The organism is Shewanella halotolerans, from assembly GCF_019457535.1.
Classification (GTDB): Bacteria; Pseudomonadota; Gammaproteobacteria; order Enterobacterales; family Shewanellaceae; genus Shewanella; species Shewanella halotolerans.
Genome location: NZ_CP080417.1, coordinates 1292458 through 1311819 on the forward strand (window position 1 = coordinate 1292458; position 19362 = coordinate 1311819).

Sequence of the window (19362 nt, forward strand, 5' to 3'; positions counted from 1 at the left end):
TTGCGGCCATAAGAAAGGGCAGCCTGAGCTGCCCTTTTTTAGCTAACGCCTCAGCCTTAGAAGATAAGGTGGGCAACACCTGCAATCACTGGCAGGGTGACCAGGGTTCTTAGGATAAAGATGACAAACAGCTCGACGATATTGACCGGGATTTTGCTGCCGATCAGCAGGGCGCCCACTTCACTCATGTAGATCAGCTGGGTCACCGACATGGCGGCGATGATGAAGCGGGTCATGTCAGACTCGATGGAGCTGGCCAGGATCGACGGGATGAACATGTCGGCAAAGCCCACCACTATGGTCTTTGAGGCCTCGGCGGCTTCCGGCACCTGCAGCAGCTCAAGCAGCGGAATGAATGGCATGCCGAGATAGTTAAAGATAGGCGTGTATTCCGCGATCATCAGGGCGACAGTACCTATGGCCATGACCACAGGGATCACGCCGAAGATCATGTCGATCACGTTCTTCAGGCCATCTTTCAGGGTATGACCCATGCCATCGGCCTTGGCCGCCTTGGTCAGCGCCTGCTCCAGGCCCCAGGCGAAGACGCCCTTACCATGTGGGATCACCTCGTCGTCGGGATGACGCGGGGTTTCGTCTATGTAGTGATCTTTCTTCCAAGAGAGCGGGGGCAGCTTAGGCACAACGATGGCCGCGACCACACCGGCCAGACAGACGGTCAGATAGAAGGGCACGAACAGGTGCTCGAGCTTAACCTGAGAGATCACCACCAGCGAGAAGGTGATAGAGACTGCCGAGAAGGTGGTGCCGATCACCGCCGCTTCTCTCTGGGTGTAGAAACGGGATTCATATTGCTTACTGGTCATCAGAATGCCGACGCTGCCATCGCCCAGCCAGGAGGCCATACAGTCGATGGCGCTGCGTCCCGGCAGGTTGAACACTGGGCGCATTACCTTGGTCAGCAGGGTGCCGAACAGCTCCAGCAGGCCGAAGTTAAGCAGCAGCGGCAGCAGCATGCCAGCAAAGATAAACACGCAAAATAGCACGGGCAGCAGGTCGTTGAGCACCAGTGCGCCTGTATTGCCCGAGTGAATCGCCTCGGGCCCAGTGCCGGTAAAGGTCAGTACGATGAAGATGGCACCCAGCACGCGCACCAGGGTCCACATGGGGCTGACATCGAGCAGGGCACGAAAGAAGGGATAGCGATTGAGTATCGCGGGTTTTGCCGCCTTGCTGATGAGAGTTGCGACAGCGGTGAGCACCACAATGGCGGTGACTATGGCGACAATGCTATCGCCCAATAGATTTTGCAGCCCCTTAGATACGATGGCGATGGGGATCGTGATGGCATCTTGATAGCTAATGGGGGTCATGAAGAGCAACAGTCCGATAATGGAAGGGACTAGAAACGTCAGCACGGTTTTAATGTTATGGGTTTGTTTTTCAGCCACTTTATTTAGCCTTTATTCTTTGCTTCCCAAGCATGGGTAGCCATCTACTCAAAGATCCGTTAATCAATACACTCTGAATATCCATTCATGAGATAAGCGGGGAAGGTTACCCCCTAAGTCCAGTGATGTAAAACGATTATAATGCTTGGTGAACCGTTTCACCGCCGCAGCATAGTTATTAGCACTTTATGACTATTTATATTGTACCTAAATTAACAAGGTCTAGGCTAGGTAAATATTGGTTAAACTCCTTTGAAAACAAGGTTGTGCAATTGTTGCTTGGGTGTTGCGTGGCGGCGCGCCGTTTAGTCTGAGAGATACCCCTTTAGTGAAGGTGAGCTATGATTCTCATGTATGATTTTTGTTGAGATTTTATTCAGTCCGTGTCAGAAATATGCGCTAGACCTCTGCAAAAAATTCTGATTCCATATATGGTTAATCGATGAGTGTGTTAAACGATAAAGGGCCTATGACTTCAAAAGAGCAGAAACTGTCTAAATTAGCATTTAGGTTTGGCTTGCTTGGACTTGTAGGACATCTTATCGGCTTGGTGGCGGCCAGCTTAGGGTTCAGCGATTACAGCGGCCAAGGCTTTAGCTTCTACAACTTCTCCCTGAGTGAGTTGGGTCAGTATGGCCACTCCGAGCTGGCGGTGGTGTTTAACGGCGGCCTCTTCTTCGGTAGCTTGAGTCTGGTGTTATTTGCCCTTTTTGCCCTGCAAAACAGCGACGGCCCCTGGGTGTTGACCAGCTTCTCTGTGTTGGTGGTATCGCTTCTGGCGCTGGCCTGTGTCGGCCTGTTTCCGGTTAACGTCTATCACCTGCATATCTTAGGCATAGAATATTTCTTCTACTTCGCGGCGATGAGCGTGGTGGCGTATCTTGTCTACCTGTTGAGTCGTAGAGACAGGCCCAAGCGCTTTGCCCTGCGCGGTAGTCTGTTGATCTCTGGCCTGACGCTGGGCTTGCTGTTGGTGTTTATCCTGATGGCTCATACGGATGATGGCGTGGTGGCGAGCGGAACCTGGTTTTATCATGATCTCGTGATGGTGGAGCCCAGACCTGATATTCGCTGCCCTGTGATCATGGAGTGGGCGGCGCTGTTCAGCTTTATGGGTTGGCTACTCTCGCTGGTGTGGACCCAGCGAGAGACGCGTCGACACGATTAACCTTCCTTGTTATCTAAGTCGACGTTTTATCTGCTTTTTTAAATTCCCTAATGAGTCCTGCTTTTTTCATCTAGCCTAGCTAAGGGTTAAACCCGGCAGCTGATGCCAGTAGCCATTACACTGCCGGTCGTGGCTGGCCGACTTGGCCGGTAACTCATCGGCCAGGGCGATGGATGCCAGGGACGAGGGCGAGATGCGGAAATAGTCGACCCCCAGAGCCTGCATCTGAGTCTGCTGGTCGCACAGATCCATATAGTTGGCCGACTGTGTCTGAATGCCGTTGAGGCGCAGCAGCGGCTGATCTTCCTGGGTCTGCACCAGTAATCCCTCGGGATTTTCGATACAGATGGTCTGGCACTTATCCTTGGTGAGTCCCTTATGGCGGGCGGTGAAGCAGCGGGCCGAATGGGCCAGCGGCATGAAGCCATGGCCAAACACCTCAACCTCGACCTGGCGCGGGGCGAGATCTTCAAGTACCTGGGTGAGCCAGGCCTTGGACAGCTCCAGCGGCATCACGAAACGTTGCATGCCCCAACTGGCAAACTTCTTTAGGGTCGCGGCATTATAGCTGTTGATGCTGGGCCCGCAGACGAAGGGTATCCCTTGCTCCTTGGCCAGATAGATGGCGCCGACATCGTTGGCCTCTATGGTGAACTCGCCGTTTTCCACCTGCTTCTTGAGTTCAGCAAATTCCGACTGTGCCTCGATAAGCGTCAGGGTGGAGAGTACCACCTCCTTGCCAGCGGCCTTTAGCATCTGGGCTAGGGCGAGGTAGTCGCTGAACTTAAGCTCCCGGCGGCGGCTACAGACGGTCTCGCCCAGATAGACCAGGGGCACGCTGCTCTGAGCCACGGTTTCATAAAATTCGACCACCTTCTCTTTGGGCCAGCAATATTGAATCGGTCCTAATGAGGTTTTCATCTTGTTATCCTTTTGTCTTTATTGCTTTGCTGTTATTGCCAGGTGCGCTCATAGGCGCCCAGTGTGGTGACCTGTCCCTCTGAGACCTTGGCCAGGGCTTGATCCCACTGGGCCTGAGTGGTGTAGGCCGCTGGATCGCTTAGGTAGGTGTCGATCGCCTGACGCCAGACCCGGGTTACCTGCTCCACATAGGCCGGGCTGCGTTGACGCCCTTCAATCTTGAGGGAGACCACGCGAGCCTTGGCGAGCTCTGGCAGCAGGCTGAGGGTGTTGAGGCTGGTGGGAGACTCCAGCAGGTGCGAGGCCTCCTGGCTGTCGCTGGTGGTGTAACGCCCCTTACAGACTACGGGATAACCCATCTGCTCATCCTTACCGGATTGGTCGATCAACACGTCGTTGAGGCGGGTCTGCTGGCTGTCGCCCACATCTTGCCAGCGCACATGCTTGGCCGGCGAGCAGGAGCCGCCCGTATTGGGGGACTGGCCCGTCACATAGGAGGAGAGGTGGCAGCGTCCCTCGGCCATGATGCAGAGGCTTCCGAAGGCGAACACCTCCAGATCCACTGGGGTCACCTTGGAGAGATCTCTCACCTGTTTCATCGACAACACTCGGGGGAGCACCACACGGTCGATGTTGAACTCTTGCTTATAGAGGCTGAGGGCCCCCAGGTTAGTGGCGCTGGCCTGCACCGACAGGTGCAGCGGCAGGTGAGGGTAACGGCTGTGGGCATAGTCCAGCAGGGAGAGGTCGGCCATGATTAGTGCATCGACCCCAGTGTCGGCGGCTAGGTCGATCGCCTGGTACCAGCGTTGCTCTTCACCGGGTTTGGGGAAGGTATTGATGGTCAGAAAAATCTTCTTTCCCGCCTGCTGGGTCAGCTTGACCGCCTGGGCCAATTTTTCCGGCGTAAAGTTAAGCCCGGCGAAGGAGCGGGCGTTGGTATCGTTTTTCAACCCAAGGTAGACGGCGTCGGCACCGGCGTTTAAGGCGACCTTGAGGGAGGCGAGGTTACCCGCCGGACAAAGAAGTTCCATGTGCTGTTCTCCCTTAAAAAGTGTGAAGTGTAAAAGGGAATGGCTGAACAATTCTTGATGTAAAACAGGTTTGTGATCATAAAATCTGGTTAAAATTGATTTCCTTATCACTCTCGACAGCGGTTGTCGGGAACCTCACTAAACATTGATCGAAGTCACGATTTCGGTCCTCCAATTTGGTAGGAGAACGTCAGTCATGCAGCGAAGTGTGTTGGCAAACATGGCCAAACATCTATTGCAATATGGGCCTAAAGTCATAGCTAAACCATTAAACCTAGTGCCTTTTTCAATTAAGGCTCAGCTTATTGAGCGTATTTTAAATCTGCTGATGGCGGCGCAGATCAAAGATGGCGAGCTGGATTTTTTGCAGGCTCGCTGGGTGAAGATTAGCGTGACCGATCTCGAGTTAAGCTTCGAGGTTAGCTTCGATGAGCGCCTCATCGTCCGTGAAAGCGGCGAGGCGGAGGTGAGCTTTAGCGGCTGTAGTCAGGCGCTGCTTTTGATCGCCGCCGGTAAGGAAGACCCAGATACCCTGTTTTTCCAGCGCCGTCTGGCGATTGAGGGGGATACAGAGTTGGGGCTAGAGGTGAAAAATCTGCTGCTCAGCATAGAGTTCGACACCATGCCGGTATTTATGCGCCAAAGCATTACTCAGGCCGCCGCCATGCTGACTCAGTTGCAGCGCCAAGCGAACATGCCATGGGCCTGAAATAGCCCATTAAGCTCACTCATCATGAGTCATCAAAAAGCGAAGCTAAGGCTTCGCTTTTTGCTTATTTATTTGGAGACGGTTAACGCTTGTTGGTCACTTAATCGATCGGCTTGCCGGTGATCAGGTGATACTTAACCAAAAGTTCATCCTGGGACTCCACATGGGCAGGGTCCGGGTCGATACAGTCGATGGGACAGACGGAGACGCAGGTAGGCTTGTCGTAGTGGCCGACGCATTCGGTGCACAGGTTAGGATCTATCTCATAGATCTCTTCCCCCATGGTGATCGCTTGGTTGGGACACTCAGGTTCACACATGTCACAGTTAATACAGCTGTCGTCGATCAGTAATGCCATTTTGTTTGTAAAACCTTTTTTTCTGCTTTTAATAACAATCACTTACATATGCGACGGATTGTTGTGGATACTTTACGATAGGCCGTATAAGGGCCCTTGTTTCACTTTGATTCTCCATTTTCAGTAACACAAAATAGCAACACAAACTTGGCCGAGTTTAATGTGATTCTTCTAAATCCAAATGAAGAATATTGCTACTTATTTAGTGGAGAAAATGGCTTGAAACCTATTGTATCACAGCGTTCGGACAGACCTAGCTTATCAGATTATAAATTAGCATTGGCCAAGTAGGAGTGACTAAAATTAGTCAGTTACATTAGGCGCGATTCAAATCACGATGGAATGGTCAAGTTCAATGTAAACTTATGGTGTTATGACTTAAGAAACTGGTGCCAAGCACGAGTTTCTTAAGTCATAGACATTTGTTTTGGGATTTTCTTGATGCTTATTTATATTAGCCAGTCGAATGAACGAGCTAAAAACTTACCTGTATTTTCTTTGACGATTTCACCGTGAGACATAATCAAAATGTCAGGCTCCCATGCTAAGACGCGCTTGATATGTTTACGAGCATGAGTTTTGCCGAACATAAAGCTTAAACGCCAGTCTAAAGGCATTTTTCCGTTTGGCGCTAGAATACCAACGCCTTTTGCGACGAGCCTTTGCCAATAGTTAAAGTTTCGACCAGAAAAGTTTTCAACTAAGTCGGTCACAATGAGAGTGTTAGAACCTTTATGATAAAACACACACTCTTCCATGAGAGGAGAACCCGTGAACATTTCTTGTTCAATATCAGCTCTCCAAGGCCAATCTTGCTGCTCATTAAACGAAGCATCAAAGGTAATGTCATTGCGTTTTTTGATCACCTCACTGGTGCCATATACTTCAGCACTAGGATAAGCGGCAATCCATTCAGGTAGGAATAGGTGGTGAAGATGATTAGGCGCTATCAAATATTTTACCTGACCTAGGGTGCCAATTTGCTCCTTGATGGTGTCTGATAGCTTGATCGGACTATGAACCCATAGGTCACCATTTGACAGGCGAACTAGCGTCATCCGCGTTGAAAAAGGGAGCCCCAAGAACTGCACAGGGTTCCCGTTAAATATCCATATCTCGTGCGCCAATTTTTCCATGTTTCCCCCAATCAAATAACGCCGCGTTAAGCAGAAAGCAAGGCCTCCATCTAACCGCTATCGGTACGCCATAAGTACAAGCCAACCTTGATCAAAAATGCTGAGCTTTGGAGCTCTGCGTTGTTATGCGCCTTTTTCCATAAACATTTGCTTGTAGGATTTAGTCTGCAATGCAGCTTCTGTTAAGCCAAATCTTAGCGCTAACGCTTCCAGTTGGTCCTTATAAACGGATAACTTCGACTCATCGTCGGTCATGATGGCAAACTCCGCAAAATCACCGATACCCTCTAATGAGTCAACCGTGATATGAAACTCTTCGACAAAGTAGATGCTACGGGTTTTCTGTGCTTTTAGGATAACTTCGAAGCCCATCGTTTTTAACATACTCATGGCGTTTGCAGCATCGGTAATGTTAGTGGCTTCACACCTGTCAGGTTCCGGTCCTTTTACTATCCATAACTTGATGCCAGACGGCTCCATTGTGCGGATGCAAACACTTTTATGTTCAGCTTCTAGCGTCTTGCCCGGACGATCAAAATACCAGTCATTTTCAGTGTTATTCTCAAGCATGACTTCATGAGGAATACGACTTAGTGTAGTGAGGAACTCTGATTTTGAGTGTAAGCAGAACTTGAGTTCCACTTCATATTTCCCTTGGAAGTGCTTGTGAGTCATATGCTATTTCAACTTAAAAACAATATATTATCACAGGTAACTTGCTGCAGAACATGAACTAGCGCATAACACTGGATACAGGGGGGAGAGTGGGATAGACAACTCTCATAATCGAGCATTAACTGCAGATTAAACCGTCTGCTGGCTGTTTATCAATAAAATACAAATTGACCGATTGTAGATACCAATCATCAAAATACTGAGAAGAACTTTGGAAAAGGGAGCCCGCAAATTATGCCGGCGTTACCATGATGATTGAGCAACAGAAGTATCTCTGCTGGTTGTCGTTTTAGGTCAGAGAGGGTAAAAAAGAGCCGATTACAAACGAACCGACTCTGGTTGCCAAAAACGCTAATTGCAGGGAGCTTATTTGGCTAACGCGTTGTCCGCTGCATTCTTACCTGCAATGCGACCGAAAATGACTGTATCGGCTACAGCGTTACCACCAAGTCGGTTGTAACCATGTACGCCACCAGTGACTTCGCCTGCTGCATACAGGCCTTTAATTGGCCAGCTTTGCAGGTTAAGCACTTCGCCTTTTTCATCAATGGCAACCCCGCCCATAGTATGGTGAATGCCTGGGGCGACTTTTACGGCATAGTAAGGTGCCTGAGTAAGATCAAGCGGCATATCTTCACGATTGAATTCGCTGTCTTTACCTGCTTTGAAAGAGTGGTTGTAACTCTTGATTGTTTGTTCCAGGGTTTTAGGCTGCATGCCTGTCAGCTTAGCTAAGTCTGCCACATTATCTGCTTTTTTCAGCATCTTGAGATGATCATAGCCGCGCACCATTTTGGCCTTTTTGTACAGTTGGTTGTCAAATACCAACCATGCAAATCGCTCAGGCTGTTTAAGAATGGCGTCTGAAGCTCGGTCACGGGTAGTCAGCTCATTGATGAAGCGTTTGCCATCCTTGTTGACCATGATTGCACCGACTCCGCGTACAGTTTCAGAGATCAAAATTCGGCTGTCTTTACCAATGGTTGGATGTGCCTGGATCCAGTCAATGTCTGTCATACTGGCACCAATGGACTTGGCCATTTCTATGCCATCACCAGTTGCCGTGATGTTGTTAGAGCTTGTCATGCCTTTAAAGGTAGGACGATAGTAGGCAATCATCTCTTTATTCATGCCGTAACCGCCGGTGGCTAGTACAACAGATTTGGCACCTAACATATTGTAACCTGAGTGCTTGCCGTGTACGACGACGCCGATGATACGCTGCTCATCGTCTACAACTAGTTTCACCGCCCGTGAATTGAGACGGGTGTCAACTTGGTTCTTTTCTGCGGCTTTGCGCAGTACGTCTATGATATGTGGGCCCACGCTCAAACCGCCAGATGGTCTGTGGGTTCTGTCTACCCGAGCACCGCCTGAGCGTTTCAGATCGTCCATATTGGCGCCGAGAGATTCTAGCCATTTGATGCCATCTGCTGACTGTTCAGCTAATATTTTTACTAGCTTGGGATCGTTGGCGTAGCGGCCGCCTTTCATTGTGTCTTCTATGTACCAGTCGACTTTGTCGTCAACCTTGTGAGCGGTTTGTTGCTTGGTGCCTACAGCATTATAACCGCCGGCAGCTAGCATAGAGTTACCGCCAGAGAAGGGGGCTTTTTCAAGCAAAATCACCTTGGCACCGGCGAGTTTTGCACTGATGGCGGCATTGTAGCCAGCACTACCTGCTCCGATAACTATCACATCAGTGCTTTCTTTAGGGCCTTTGGCGATGGCTTGTTTAATTTTTTCCTGATCCCATTCTTTATCCCAAGCCGGTTTGGCTTTTACATCGGCAAAAGGCATTGGCTCGTGGTCAAAAGAGTGACATTCGTTGCAGTAGAACTTAGGTTCTTCATGCCCTTTGTGGCAGCTGGTACAGGCAATGTCTCCTAGGTGAGAACCATGCGGATCAATTTCCAGAGCGGCATTTTTTAGCTCGTTGTAGTCACCGTGACAGCTGCGACATTGTTGATTTTCATGGCTTTCACTGTCGTCAATTTTTTTAGGTGACACGTGGCAGGTTTTGCAGCCGTCAAAGCTGTCACTGTGGAATTTACCGAGATCTTGTGTTGCTGCCTGCACTCCGGCTGTGCCGAAAAGACAGCAGGCTAGCAGGCCGCTTAAATAAGTGAGTTTCATATTGCTCCCAAAAATATTCGTTGTTGGTTTCACTTATTAGCATGCGTAAATAATTTTTAAAAAAAGGTGACAGGATTCAAGTTTGACACTTTGTTTTTAATTGTTTAAATGGCTTTAAATTTTTCTTAATTTACTGTTTCACCTTCCCTTAATTATCTTTCAAATTTATTTAAAATGGTGGTTTTGTTATAGCTGTGTGATCTGCCTAATACTCAAGCTTATAAAAAGGTTCTTATCATGATTGGGTGTTAAACCATTTTTCACTTAATAACATAAAGAGACGAGATGATGAATTTAAGCAAAATGATTATTGCCGGTGGGATTTGCACCCTCTTCCCCATGGTCTGCCAGGCTTCCCCCGAGTTCTATGGCCGAGCTTGGCTGGGCATGAGCCATTCAGATACGGGTGTGTTGTCGGATCGGAAAGATAACGGTGCGAACATTGAAAATTATGCATCATTTATCGGCATTAAGGGGAAAGAAAAGCTCAGCGGTGATATTAATATTATTTATGTGGTGGAGTTTGGTAATAACGGTGGTTATTTTAATTCTTCTTCGCTTTTTAAACCCCGAAATACGTACTTAGGTGTTGAAAGTCAATTTGGTACTTTAGTCGTTGGTCGAAATGATACTGTATTTAAAAAGACTGAAGGTAAAATCGATTTGTTTAATATCACTTCAAGCGACATGGCAAAACTTATCGCTGGGAATGATCGTCTGGGTGATACGGCAACCTATTATTCGCCAAAATGGTCAGGGGTACAGCTGGGCGTAAGTTATCAGTTTGCTGACAATCTGCCTGCTAAAAATGACTCAGCCGGTAATTATGCACTGAGTTTGACTGCCGGTGATGCCAAATTGAAACAGCAAGCCTGGTATCTAGCGTTGGCATATGCCGATAATCTCAATGCATTAGATGCGGTTAGAGCCGTTGTTGGTGCTCGCGTTGCTGGTGCTAAGTTGGGATTTATGTATCAGCACTCCGAGTCGCAAAAATATCAAAATCTCAAAGGCAACAGTATGCTCGCTAGTATGGAGATTCCTTGGCAGCAATACAGTTTTAAGGCGCAGTATCTATTTGACCAATCGGGTAATGGTAAGGTGGTCTCTAACTTAGCCAATAAGGCAAGTGTGACAGACACCTCTAGTTGGCAAGCGTCTTTAGGCTTTGATTTTAGAGCTTCCAAACAGACCACATTTAGCTTGATTACCACTTATCTGAATGGCGATTTCACCGATGCCGCCGGTTACACTGAGTATGACGATCAGCTAGTGACTCTGGCGATGAAACACTTATTCTAAATCACAGTATTTACGCCTGATACCCGAGTCTCAAGTAGACTCGGTTTGATCAAGTTTTTTCAGAAACAGGGTTGCTACAATAGAGCAATTCCATTCGAAGTGATTCCCTGATGAAGATAACTCTTAAACAATTGCAGGTATTCAAGAATATCCATGCCGAAGGGCAGATCTCTCGTGCGGCCAAAAAACTTCATATGTCGGTGCCTGCGGCCAGTATGGCACTCAAAGAGTTGGAGTCTGCGCTGGGGGGGCGTTTGTTTGAACGTAGTGCAAATGGCTTACAGCTCAATCCTCAGGGGGAGTTGTTGCTACCTTATGCCAATGGGATGTTGGCTTCTGAACAGCAGATAGAGCAGTTATTTCGAGCCAGCGCGAATGGGGTATGCGGCACCTTAACTGTTGGGGCAAGTAAAACAGCGGGAAACTATGTGTTGTCGCGGCGTTTACCCGTATTTCATCAGTGTTTTCCTGCCACTGGAATTCGCTTAATGATAAAAGACTCTAGCCACCTAGAAAGGATGGTATCGGAGCGTGAGCTGGATCTGGCTTTTGTTGATGCTAAGCCGTCGTCGGTTAATCTGCATTGCGAGCCATGGCTAAGAGATAGAATTTGCATTGTTTGTGGTGCCGACAATCCATTGGCAAGGGAGTTAGTTGATACTGAGCGCTTATCTCGAGAGGTCTGGTATTTGGATGAGAGTGCCACGGTTTCCAGAGTTAGGGCTATGCAGTTACTCAACAGCTCAGGTATTGTGCCCTCACAAACTATCACTATGGGAACCTTAGGGGCTATCAAAAGAGCGACTGCCACAGGGTACGGAGTGAGTATCTTGCCCTATATGGCGATCGATGCCGAATTAAGCCGTGGAGATTTAGTGGAGCTGGATCTGCAAGGTTGGGAGTTTGAGCGTAATTACTGGGTTATTCGTCGTGTCGAGGAGGCGCTTGCGCCGCTGCCTGCTAATTTCCTTGAGTTCATGCTGAATCAAAGTGAGCTCGGTGAGTAGCTGTCTATATGATTCAAACTGACTTTCAGCTATTTGGTATTTTGTGTCTTATCCTCGGGGTTATTTTCTATACCAGTGGTTTGCCCAGTCCTTTCTGGCGGCGTTGTTATAAGATTGTGCCCGTGATGGTGGCTTGTTATTTCGTTCCCTCCCTTCTTAACAGCTTAGACTTGATCGCGGTTGAAAATTCTCAGCTACCTAAGTTTGCCATCGATTATCTTATGCCTATGTGTCTGGTGTTGCTGCTGCTTGGATTAGATATTGGCAGCATTTGGCGCTGCGGCGGTAAGTTGCTGTTACTTTTCTTTATTGGCAGCTTAGGGATCTTTGTGGGTGGGCCATTCGCACTGTGGTTGGTAGGATATATGCAGCCTGAACTTTTGCTTACGCAGGGAGAGGATAGTCTTTGGCGTGGCATGGCGACCTTGGCTGGCAATTGGGTAGGTGGCACAGCCAATCAGATGGCAATGAAAGAGCTATTTAACGCCGGTGACGGAATTTTTGCGGTTTTCGTTACCGTGAATGTGGTGTTGTCGGGAATTTGGATGGCAGTGCTGTTGGCTCTGGCTCCCCATGAAGCGACGCTCAATCGCTGGCTTCGAAGTCGAGAACCGCAAGTGACTTTATTGACAAATTCCCTGCCAGAGAGACAGTTAGCACAAGGATATCACTGGACGTTAATCTTTTGCCTGCCACTAATACTCGGTGGCTTAGCTCACTGGGGGGCAGACTGGACCGCGCAGCAGATTGTCCATTACTGGCCTATGGCTAGTTCTTATCACCTACATACTCCGTTTATCTGGCTAGTTGTTTGGTTGACAACGGCTAGCGTTGTCTTGTCGCTTACACCTGCGCGTCGTTTAGCAGCCTATGGCGCTGACAGAGTTGGCAATGCCAGTCTCTATCTTATGCTGGCCATCATGGGGCTGAAGATGGATATTGGCATGCTTTGGTCATTGCCATGGTTTTTTGTTATTGGCGCGATTTGGTTGTTGGTACATGTCCTCTTGTTATTGCTGGCAACAAGAGTTATGAGATTACCCTTTGGTTATTTAGCCATTGCTAGTCAGTGTAATTTGGGCGGGGCGGCTTCGGCGCCAGTGGTGACCAGTGCCTATCGTCAGGCATTAGTGCCTTTGGCTGTGTTGATTGCTGTATTTGGGTACGCTTGGGCTAACTTTATTGCTTGGGCCTGTGGCCAGTGGTTGAAACAGATTTGATTTCGACGAATGCATCTCTATGGGCTGTGCAGTTATGAATACAGACGTGGCTGGAGATTGGATAAAACTGAAAGGTGTCTAGGAAATGGGTGGCGATTCATTTGGCTGTCAGACTCAGGCACACACCTCTTCTCCCTAAGGACCAGAGCCTCGACGGGAGTGTCTCTCCTTGCTTGGAGCTATCCTAATTGCGACAAACTAGCGTTTTGGGTTGTGTAAGGCCTTGTTTCGATAATTGCCCGGCGTGATGCCTATGACTTTCTTGAACTCTCGTATGAAGTGAGCCTGGTCGTAGAAGCCGGCGTGATAGCCGATGTCGGTAAGTGACTTGCCGGTGTCATGCCTGAGTAGCTCCTTGGCATAGGCGGTGCGCTGTATGATGCTGTAATTTTTCGGCGTCATGCCTACATCTTGCAGGAATAGACGCTCCAGCTGGCGCTGGCCGATATCTAGCTCGCTTAATAAGTGGCGCAGCTCTCCCTGGCCTTTCTGTCTGGTGATCCAGTTTAAGGCGTGCCTCATCCTAGATTCACTGGCATCAATCATTGACTCTCTGGCTACCAGATAGTGCAGCAATCTGTTTTCTAGCAGGGCAATTCGCGTCGGCGCCGTTGGCAGCGCGGCCAGGCGCTCGGTCAACTCATCGCCCAGTAGCGCAAGGGATAGATCGGCTGGCGTCAGGTTTTGCCCTAGCATCTCCGACAGGGGGGCATTTAGGAAGGCGCGTCCGCTACCGGGCCAGAAGCGCACCCCTAAGGCATCTACCTTGCCCGACAGTTCCAGTTTGGTGCTTTGCCTCGTGGGCCCCGTCACCAGGCAGTGGGCACCGTGTTGCTTGCCATCGAGGTGAATCGGCGCGCCGAAGTTGAAGATGATGCCACTACCGCCCTCAGGATGCATAAACTCTGTCGACAGCGACTCAGGTCCCGCAGCCCTAACAATGTGCCAGTAACACTGGATATAGGGCTGAAGCGCAACGCAGGGGAGAAAGCGCTGAAAACCAAGGTGTGCCAAGGTTGGCATATTAATCTGCTCCATTAACCTTTCTGTCCAGTTTATCTGTGCATGGATGGCGGTAAAAGCGAGTCGTTCCCTTCGAATCTTAATGAAATGTCGAAATTTTACAATTCGCATTTCCCAGATTTACATAAGATGCCTTTAGCCGCGATATCTGCCAAATCAACTTGAACTTGTGATCTTGTCAGGTTTAACCCTTTGGCCTGCGGCTTTCATTTAGCATCATCGAATATGGGAACCCAGCATGAAACTCCAAACAATTAACCCCTTCAAGTGGCTAACCGTCAGCCTGTCCACCCTGCTGCTGTCCACGGCGTTTTTGGGGCAGGCGTTGGCAGAAGATGATTATGCCGCCGAAGGGGAGAGAAGGGCCAAGCTTGCCGGCAGCGAACTGCTTGGTACGCCCGCGCCACGGCGCCAGCTGACCACCTTAGCCGGGGACAAGATTAACCTTGGCGAGCTGTATGGCAACAAGCCTGTATACATCAAGTTTTGGGCGACCTGGTGCGTCCCTTGCCGCCAGCAGATGCCCGGATTTGAAAAGATCTATCAAGAATATGGCGACAAGCTGCAGGTGATTGCCGTAAATACAGGGATCAGTGACGACAGTAATTCAGTCGGTGCCTTTGTAAAGAAGACAGGCCTCAAGATGCCGGTGACCATAGATGACGGCTCCCTGGCGCGGGCCTTTAAGTTACGGGTGACGCCGCAGCATTTCTTGATCGATAAGAATGGCCGCATCGCCTACGTTGGACATCAGGATGACGAGGCGTTTCATCAGGCATTGGAGCAGGTTATCGCCGGGACTCCTTCCAGTGGTTCTGCTGTCGCAGGAGAACTCGCAGAGCCAACCTCGGTTTCTGAGCCTGCATCCGGTTACGAGCTAGGTGCAGAGGTGACCTCTATGACATTGAGGGCGCTCGATAACAGTGACTACCCTTTGCCGTCGCCGGTGCGCCACGGCAAGGCAACCGGACTCGTGTTCTTCGCCCCTTGGTGTGAGTGGTACCTGGCAGAGTCCGAGCCCAAGACGGCCAAGTCTTGCCAGTTGGTGCGGGAGCGGGTCGAGCAGTTTACCGCCGATCTGGCTGCCGATGATACCACAGCAGAGAACGCCACAGCAGACAACGCCGTCCAGTGGCTGCATCTCTCCAGCAACCTCTGGTCCACCCAGGACGATCTGGTCGAGTATCAGAGCAACTATCACACTCGCTTACCCATAGTCTTCGACGAGGATGGCAGCCTGTTCGAGCGATTCGGCGTTACTCAGCTGCCGACTATCGTCTTTATCGATGAGACGGGCAAAATCACCGAAAAAGTTAGCCTGCGGGCTCCCGACTTTACCGAGCGCCTCGAGTCGCTGCTCGCCGACCTAGAACGCAAATAAATCACGCGCTTGGAGTATAGGTACATGTTTAAAAACAGAACCTTATTGGTGCAAGCTGCTGCCGGATTCTGGCTAATGTTGTGTTTGGCCATTCAGGCTCAGGTTTTGCCAGCGCAGGCCATGCCAGTGCAGGCCAGTAACGAGGGCGGCCGAAAGATAACGGCATCCCTAATGCTGGAGTCCGGCGCGCCTGCGCCCGGCGCCGAAACTACGCTGGCTATCACTATGTCTCCTGCAGCAGGTTGGCACGGCTACTGGATTAACCCAGGGGATGCCGGCTTTCCATTAAAGATGCAATGGCAGCTGCCTGACGGGGTGACGGTCGGCGAGCTGCAATATCCGGCGCCCGCGCAGTTGCTGACCAGCGGTCTGATGAATTACATCTACCACGGCGACTATGCCCTGTTGGCACCGCTGCACATAGACGAAGATCTGCCGCTCGGCAGCCTTATCACATTGACTGCGGATCTTAGTTATCTGGTATGCAGTCCCAAGCTGTGTCTTCCAGAGCAGCAGCGTCTTCATAAGCAGTTCAGCGTAGGGGATGGCGGCGCGACTCAAGAGGTTCGCGAGACCTTCGATGGCTGGCGCCAACAACTGCCAAGGCCGATTGTGGCCAGCGCCGAGTTTAGCATTCAAGATGGGCAATTTGCGTTGTCACTCCCTCTGCCCGAGTCTGTCCAGCTGACTGACACTGCCCAGCTGACTGACGTTGCCCATCTCTACCCAGAGGTGAACGGGGTGATTTCAAACACGGCGCCGCAGAACTTTATCAGAAAGGGCGATCGCCTCTTGATGACGACTGCAGCCGGTGATGGCGATGGCTATGGCTATGGCGAGGGAGATATCAGTGACTTTTATGGGGTGATCACCCTAAATGAGTCGCTGGCCGTCAGATTCAGGGCAGTTCGGCAGCCGGAAGGCGCCTTGGCGTTTCCAACCTCATCGGCCTTGACGGCTCAGGTCGCAGTGCCAACCCAAGAGGACTATTCAATTGCCGCTATACCGCCAGAGTCGCCCGGCAATCCGCTGGTCACAGCTGCGGTGGCGGTATTTGGCGCCGTGTTGGGCGGACTCTTGCTGAATCTGATGCCCTGTGTCTTTCCCATTCTCAGCTTGAAGGTGCTCAGCCTGACTAACTTGGGGGACGAGCGGACAGCCAAAACAGGCGCATTGGCCTATACCCTGGGAGCCGTGTTGGTGTGCGTCCTACTGGGCGCGCTTATCTTGATGCTTAGGGCGTTTGGCCATCAGGTGGGCTGGGCGTTTCAGCTGCAGCGTCCTGAGATCATAGTGGCACTCATCCTGCTGATGATGACCATAGGGCTCAATCTGGCCGGTTTGTTTGAGTTGGGTACCCTGAGCTCTGGAAGCAAGCTGCAACAAAAGCCCGGGCCTGCTGGAGATTTTTGGACCGGCGTACTGGCCGCCTTTGTGGCGACACCTTGCACCGGTCCCTTCATGGCGACGGCCCTAGGTGCAGCCATGTTGCTGCCGACCAGTGTCGGTCTTATGGTGTTCGCCGGTTTGGGATTGGGGATGGCCTTGCCTTTCTTGCTGGTGGGTTTCATTCCGGCGCTGCGCAAACGCATGCCAAGACCCGGCGCCTGGATGCTGACGGCAAAACGCTGCTTTGCCGTGCCCATGTTCTTGACGGCCTTGGGGTTGGTATGGGTATTGATGCAGCAAGCTGACAGCGGCTATCTGTTCATCGCCTTGCTGCTGGTGCTTTTGTTGAGCCTGGCACTATGGCTGATGGGGCTGTTGCAACGCTCGGGTCGCCACCGCCCCTGGTGGCCGCTGGTGCCGATCGTCATCCTTGTTGGCGGCACTCTGATGATTGCGGCGCCCGGAGGCAGCAATCATCTCGGAGCGAACTCGGCGACGAGTACTGAGATGAAGGCTGGTGCAGAGGCTGCGGCTGAGTCTGAGGCAGTACGCCCTCTGGCGTTCGATGAGGCTAGCCTATCGGCCCTGGTCAAGCAGCAGGATGTGTTTGTGTATTTCAGCGCCGACTGGTGTTTAACCTGTCAGGTTAATGAGAGGGTGGCCATCGAGCGTCAGGAGACCCAGGCGGCCTTCGCCCGCGCAAATACGGCTGTGATGCTAGGCGACTGGACCAAGGGCGATCCGGCGATCACCCGCTTTCTGGCAAAAAATTGGCGCTCAGGAGTGCCGCTGTATCTCTGGTACAGCAAGGGCAATCCAGCGCCACAGGTGTTGCCGCAACTTTTGACCCCTTCGCTGCTGATAGAGAAAGCCAGCGCAGGAGGCTGATGTCACCAGAGCTGGCTTAGAAGCTATAGGTGACGGCTAAGCCTGCGAAGTTGAAGCGGGCGTCGTTATAATATTCGTCGGTGTCCGAGGTCTGCTCTAGCTGACCGTAGAAGAGTGAGGCCGCCCAGCGCTCGTTGATCTGGTAGGTAACATCGCCCCAGAAGGCGCTGGAATCAAAATCGGAGAGACCGGTAATGCGATAGCCCAGGCTGGCTTTGACTGCCGGAGTAAAGCGATAACCCAGCTCAGCTGCGGCCGCGGGGACGATGAACAAGTCGTTAAACTCTCCAAGATTTCCGCCCTCCAGGTCATCGAGGCGGATCCATTGATCGATCAGGCTGATACCGGCGCCGACATTCACTATCCAGTCGCTCTTTGGCATCAGGTTAAACATATAGTCGGCGGAGAGGTTCCAGCTGCGATAGGCGGCGATAACCTCGCTACCGGCGGCGTAGCGCTTGCCGTTAAAGCCGATATCCTGGTTGAGTACGCTGGTGTCTCTGGCTTCCAACGGGGTGAACCTGAAGGAGAGATATTGCTGCTTGCCCATCCCCCAGTTGACCAGTGCCGAGGCGTAGGTGTTGGGTTCACTCTCTTTGCTGAAGCCGTTAAGGTCGAAGCCGGTTTCTTGCTTGTCGCGAATATAGTTGGTGTCGGTGTCGAAGCCACCGATCATAAGGGTGTAGCTGTTATTGAGCGGCTTGTCTTGCTGGCCCCAACTATCGCTATGTACACGCTCGGCCCGTGGGCCCTTGTTACCTGCCAGCCCCGGGGTGTAGCTCAACGCCAGGCCAATATGGTCTTCCCCCAGGCTTGGGGCGATCACCAGATCTGTCTGGGCATAGGGGTCGGTAAAATAGAGGCTGGTCATCACGGCGATGGAGCCGCCGGCCAGCACATCGTCCATGTAGTGGCGGTTAGCCCAGATGCGACTGCCGCCCACGAAGGCCGCCGCCGCATAAGCCGGAATGCCGTAGGCGTTACCGTATCTGTGATGAATAAAGGCGGCGCCGGAGAAGGCCGCCGAGGTGTGACCCGAGGGGAAGGAGTTGGACTCTGTGCCATCGGGTCGCAGGCGCTCAACGCCAAACTTCAGGGTATGTGTGATGGCCGCCGTGGCTGCGACACCCTTGGTGACCTGCCAGGCGCCTTCGGTATCGCCTATCCAGAGGGCGCCGATTAGGCCCGCGGCGGGCAGGGCGATCTGCACCACATCCCCCACCTCAGAGACAGTGCCTGACTGGCCTTCGAGGATCTCACTCTTGCCGTAGGCCGTCGGTGATGCCAGGCTAGCGGCCATTAGAGTTGGGAGTAGATATTTTACGGAAGCGCGGGGAGTCATCATTTTTATGCCTTGTATTTCATCAAGATAACTATGCGTTTCAGTGTAACAGCTAATGGCGGGCTTGCTACCCAGTTGTAGAAAAAATGTGAAGATGTAACGGACTCTGGTGTGGGCGTGGGACTTGAATGTTGGAGTCAGTTGTAAGACTTGGGTGTGGAGCGTGTGCGAGGCGTGGCTATGTCTAGGGTTAGAGCCAGATATAGGGAGGCGTTAGCGGAGCAGATGCTTGCCGAGTCTGGCACTCGGCCATAGTCGTTC

16 protein-coding genes are annotated in these 19362 nt (G+C 51.2%); 7 read left to right on the plus strand and 9 right to left on the minus strand.

The features are described 5' to 3' along the window. Positions 1–56 precede the first annotated feature (56 nt). Positions 57–1412 (minus strand): YjiH family protein, encoded by a 1356-nt coding sequence (locus tag K0H81_RS05690; RefSeq protein WP_220060191.1) that lies wholly within the window; start codon positions 1410–1412, stop codon positions 57–59. Positions 1413–1929: 517 nt separating this feature from the next. On the opposite strand from K0H81_RS05690, the gene K0H81_RS05695 reads away from it, so the two are divergent. After that, a complete protein-coding gene (locus K0H81_RS05695) occupies positions 1930–2580 on the plus strand; it encodes a DUF998 domain-containing protein (RefSeq protein ID WP_258406395.1) in 651 nt (216 codons plus the stop codon). Positions 2581–2655: 75 nt separating this feature from the next. On the opposite strand, the gene K0H81_RS05700 is transcribed toward K0H81_RS05695, so the two are convergent. Beyond that, positions 2656–3501: a U32 family peptidase gene (locus K0H81_RS05700; RefSeq protein WP_220060193.1), complete on the minus strand. Its 846-nt coding sequence runs from the start codon at positions 3499–3501 to the stop codon at positions 2656–2658. A gap of 32 nt (positions 3502–3533) precedes the next feature. Beyond that, positions 3534–4535 (minus strand): ubiquinone anaerobic biosynthesis protein UbiU, encoded by a 1002-nt coding sequence (gene ubiU, locus K0H81_RS05705; RefSeq protein ID WP_220060194.1) that lies wholly within the window; start codon positions 4533–4535, stop codon positions 3534–3536. 196 nt (positions 4536–4731) lie between these two features. Here ubiU and ubiT point away from each other — a divergent pair, with 196 nt between their 5' ends. After that, a complete protein-coding gene (gene ubiT / locus K0H81_RS05710) occupies positions 4732–5244 on the plus strand; it encodes a ubiquinone anaerobic biosynthesis accessory factor UbiT (RefSeq protein WP_220060195.1) in 513 nt (170 codons plus the stop codon). Positions 5245–5344: 100 nt separating this feature from the next. Here the strand turns inward: ubiT and K0H81_RS05715 are convergent, their stop codons facing one another. From K0H81_RS05715 to K0H81_RS05730, 4 genes are all read right to left on the minus strand, one after another. After that, complete coding sequence (locus K0H81_RS05715) at positions 5345–5602, minus strand: YfhL family 4Fe-4S dicluster ferredoxin (RefSeq protein WP_011866582.1); 258 nt, start codon at positions 5600–5602, stop codon at positions 5345–5347. Positions 5603–6051: 449 nt separating this feature from the next. Next, entirely contained in the window at positions 6052–6738 is a 687-nt protein-coding gene (locus tag K0H81_RS05720; RefSeq protein ID WP_220060196.1) for a DUF4336 domain-containing protein, read from the minus strand. 123 nt (positions 6739–6861) lie between these two features. Further along, positions 6862–7413 carry a class IV adenylate cyclase gene (cyaB, locus tag K0H81_RS05725; RefSeq protein WP_220060197.1) on the minus strand — a complete coding sequence of 184 codons (552 nt, stop codon included), beginning with the start codon at positions 7411–7413 and terminating at the stop codon, positions 6862–6864. Positions 7414–7779: 366 nt separating this feature from the next. Further along, entirely contained in the window at positions 7780–9549 is a 1770-nt protein-coding gene (locus K0H81_RS05730; RefSeq protein WP_286670529.1) for a flavocytochrome c, read from the minus strand. 285 nt (positions 9550–9834) lie between these two features. On the opposite strand from K0H81_RS05730, the gene K0H81_RS05735 reads away from it, so the two are divergent. The 3 genes from K0H81_RS05735 to K0H81_RS05745 all read left to right on the plus strand — a co-directional run bounded on the left by K0H81_RS05735 (position 9835) and on the right by K0H81_RS05745 (position 13078). Then, complete coding sequence (locus tag K0H81_RS05735; RefSeq protein ID WP_258406396.1) at positions 9835–10851, plus strand: porin; 1017 nt, start codon at positions 9835–9837, stop codon at positions 10849–10851. 110 nt (positions 10852–10961) lie between these two features. Next, positions 10962–11858, plus strand: coding sequence for a LysR family transcriptional regulator (locus tag K0H81_RS05740; RefSeq protein WP_220060198.1), 897 nt, complete (start codon positions 10962–10964; stop codon positions 11856–11858). Between the two features lie 8 nt (positions 11859–11866). Beyond that, positions 11867–13078 carry a DUF819 family protein gene (locus tag K0H81_RS05745; RefSeq protein ID WP_220060199.1) on the plus strand — a complete coding sequence of 404 codons (1212 nt, stop codon included), beginning with the start codon at positions 11867–11869 and terminating at the stop codon, positions 13076–13078. Positions 13079–13276: 198 nt separating this feature from the next. On the opposite strand, the gene K0H81_RS05750 is transcribed toward K0H81_RS05745, so the two are convergent. After that, complete coding sequence (locus K0H81_RS05750; protein WP_220060200.1) at positions 13277–14116, minus strand: AraC family transcriptional regulator; 840 nt, start codon at positions 14114–14116, stop codon at positions 13277–13279. A gap of 223 nt (positions 14117–14339) precedes the next feature. Between K0H81_RS05750 and K0H81_RS05755 the strand changes: the two genes are divergently transcribed. Further along, a complete protein-coding gene (locus K0H81_RS05755; protein WP_220060201.1) occupies positions 14340–15482 on the plus strand; it encodes a redoxin family protein in 1143 nt (380 codons plus the stop codon). A 24-nt stretch (positions 15483–15506) separates the two neighbouring features. Next, positions 15507–17759, plus strand: a complete 2253-nt coding sequence (locus K0H81_RS05760; protein WP_258406397.1) for a protein-disulfide reductase DsbD family protein — start codon at positions 15507–15509, stop codon at positions 17757–17759. Positions 17760–17775: 16 nt separating this feature from the next. Here K0H81_RS05760 and K0H81_RS05765 read toward each other — a convergent pair whose 3' ends face one another. Next, a complete protein-coding gene (locus K0H81_RS05765; protein WP_220060202.1) occupies positions 17776–19104 on the minus strand; it encodes a phosphatase PAP2 family protein in 1329 nt (442 codons plus the stop codon). Positions 19105–19362 lie beyond the last annotated feature (258 nt).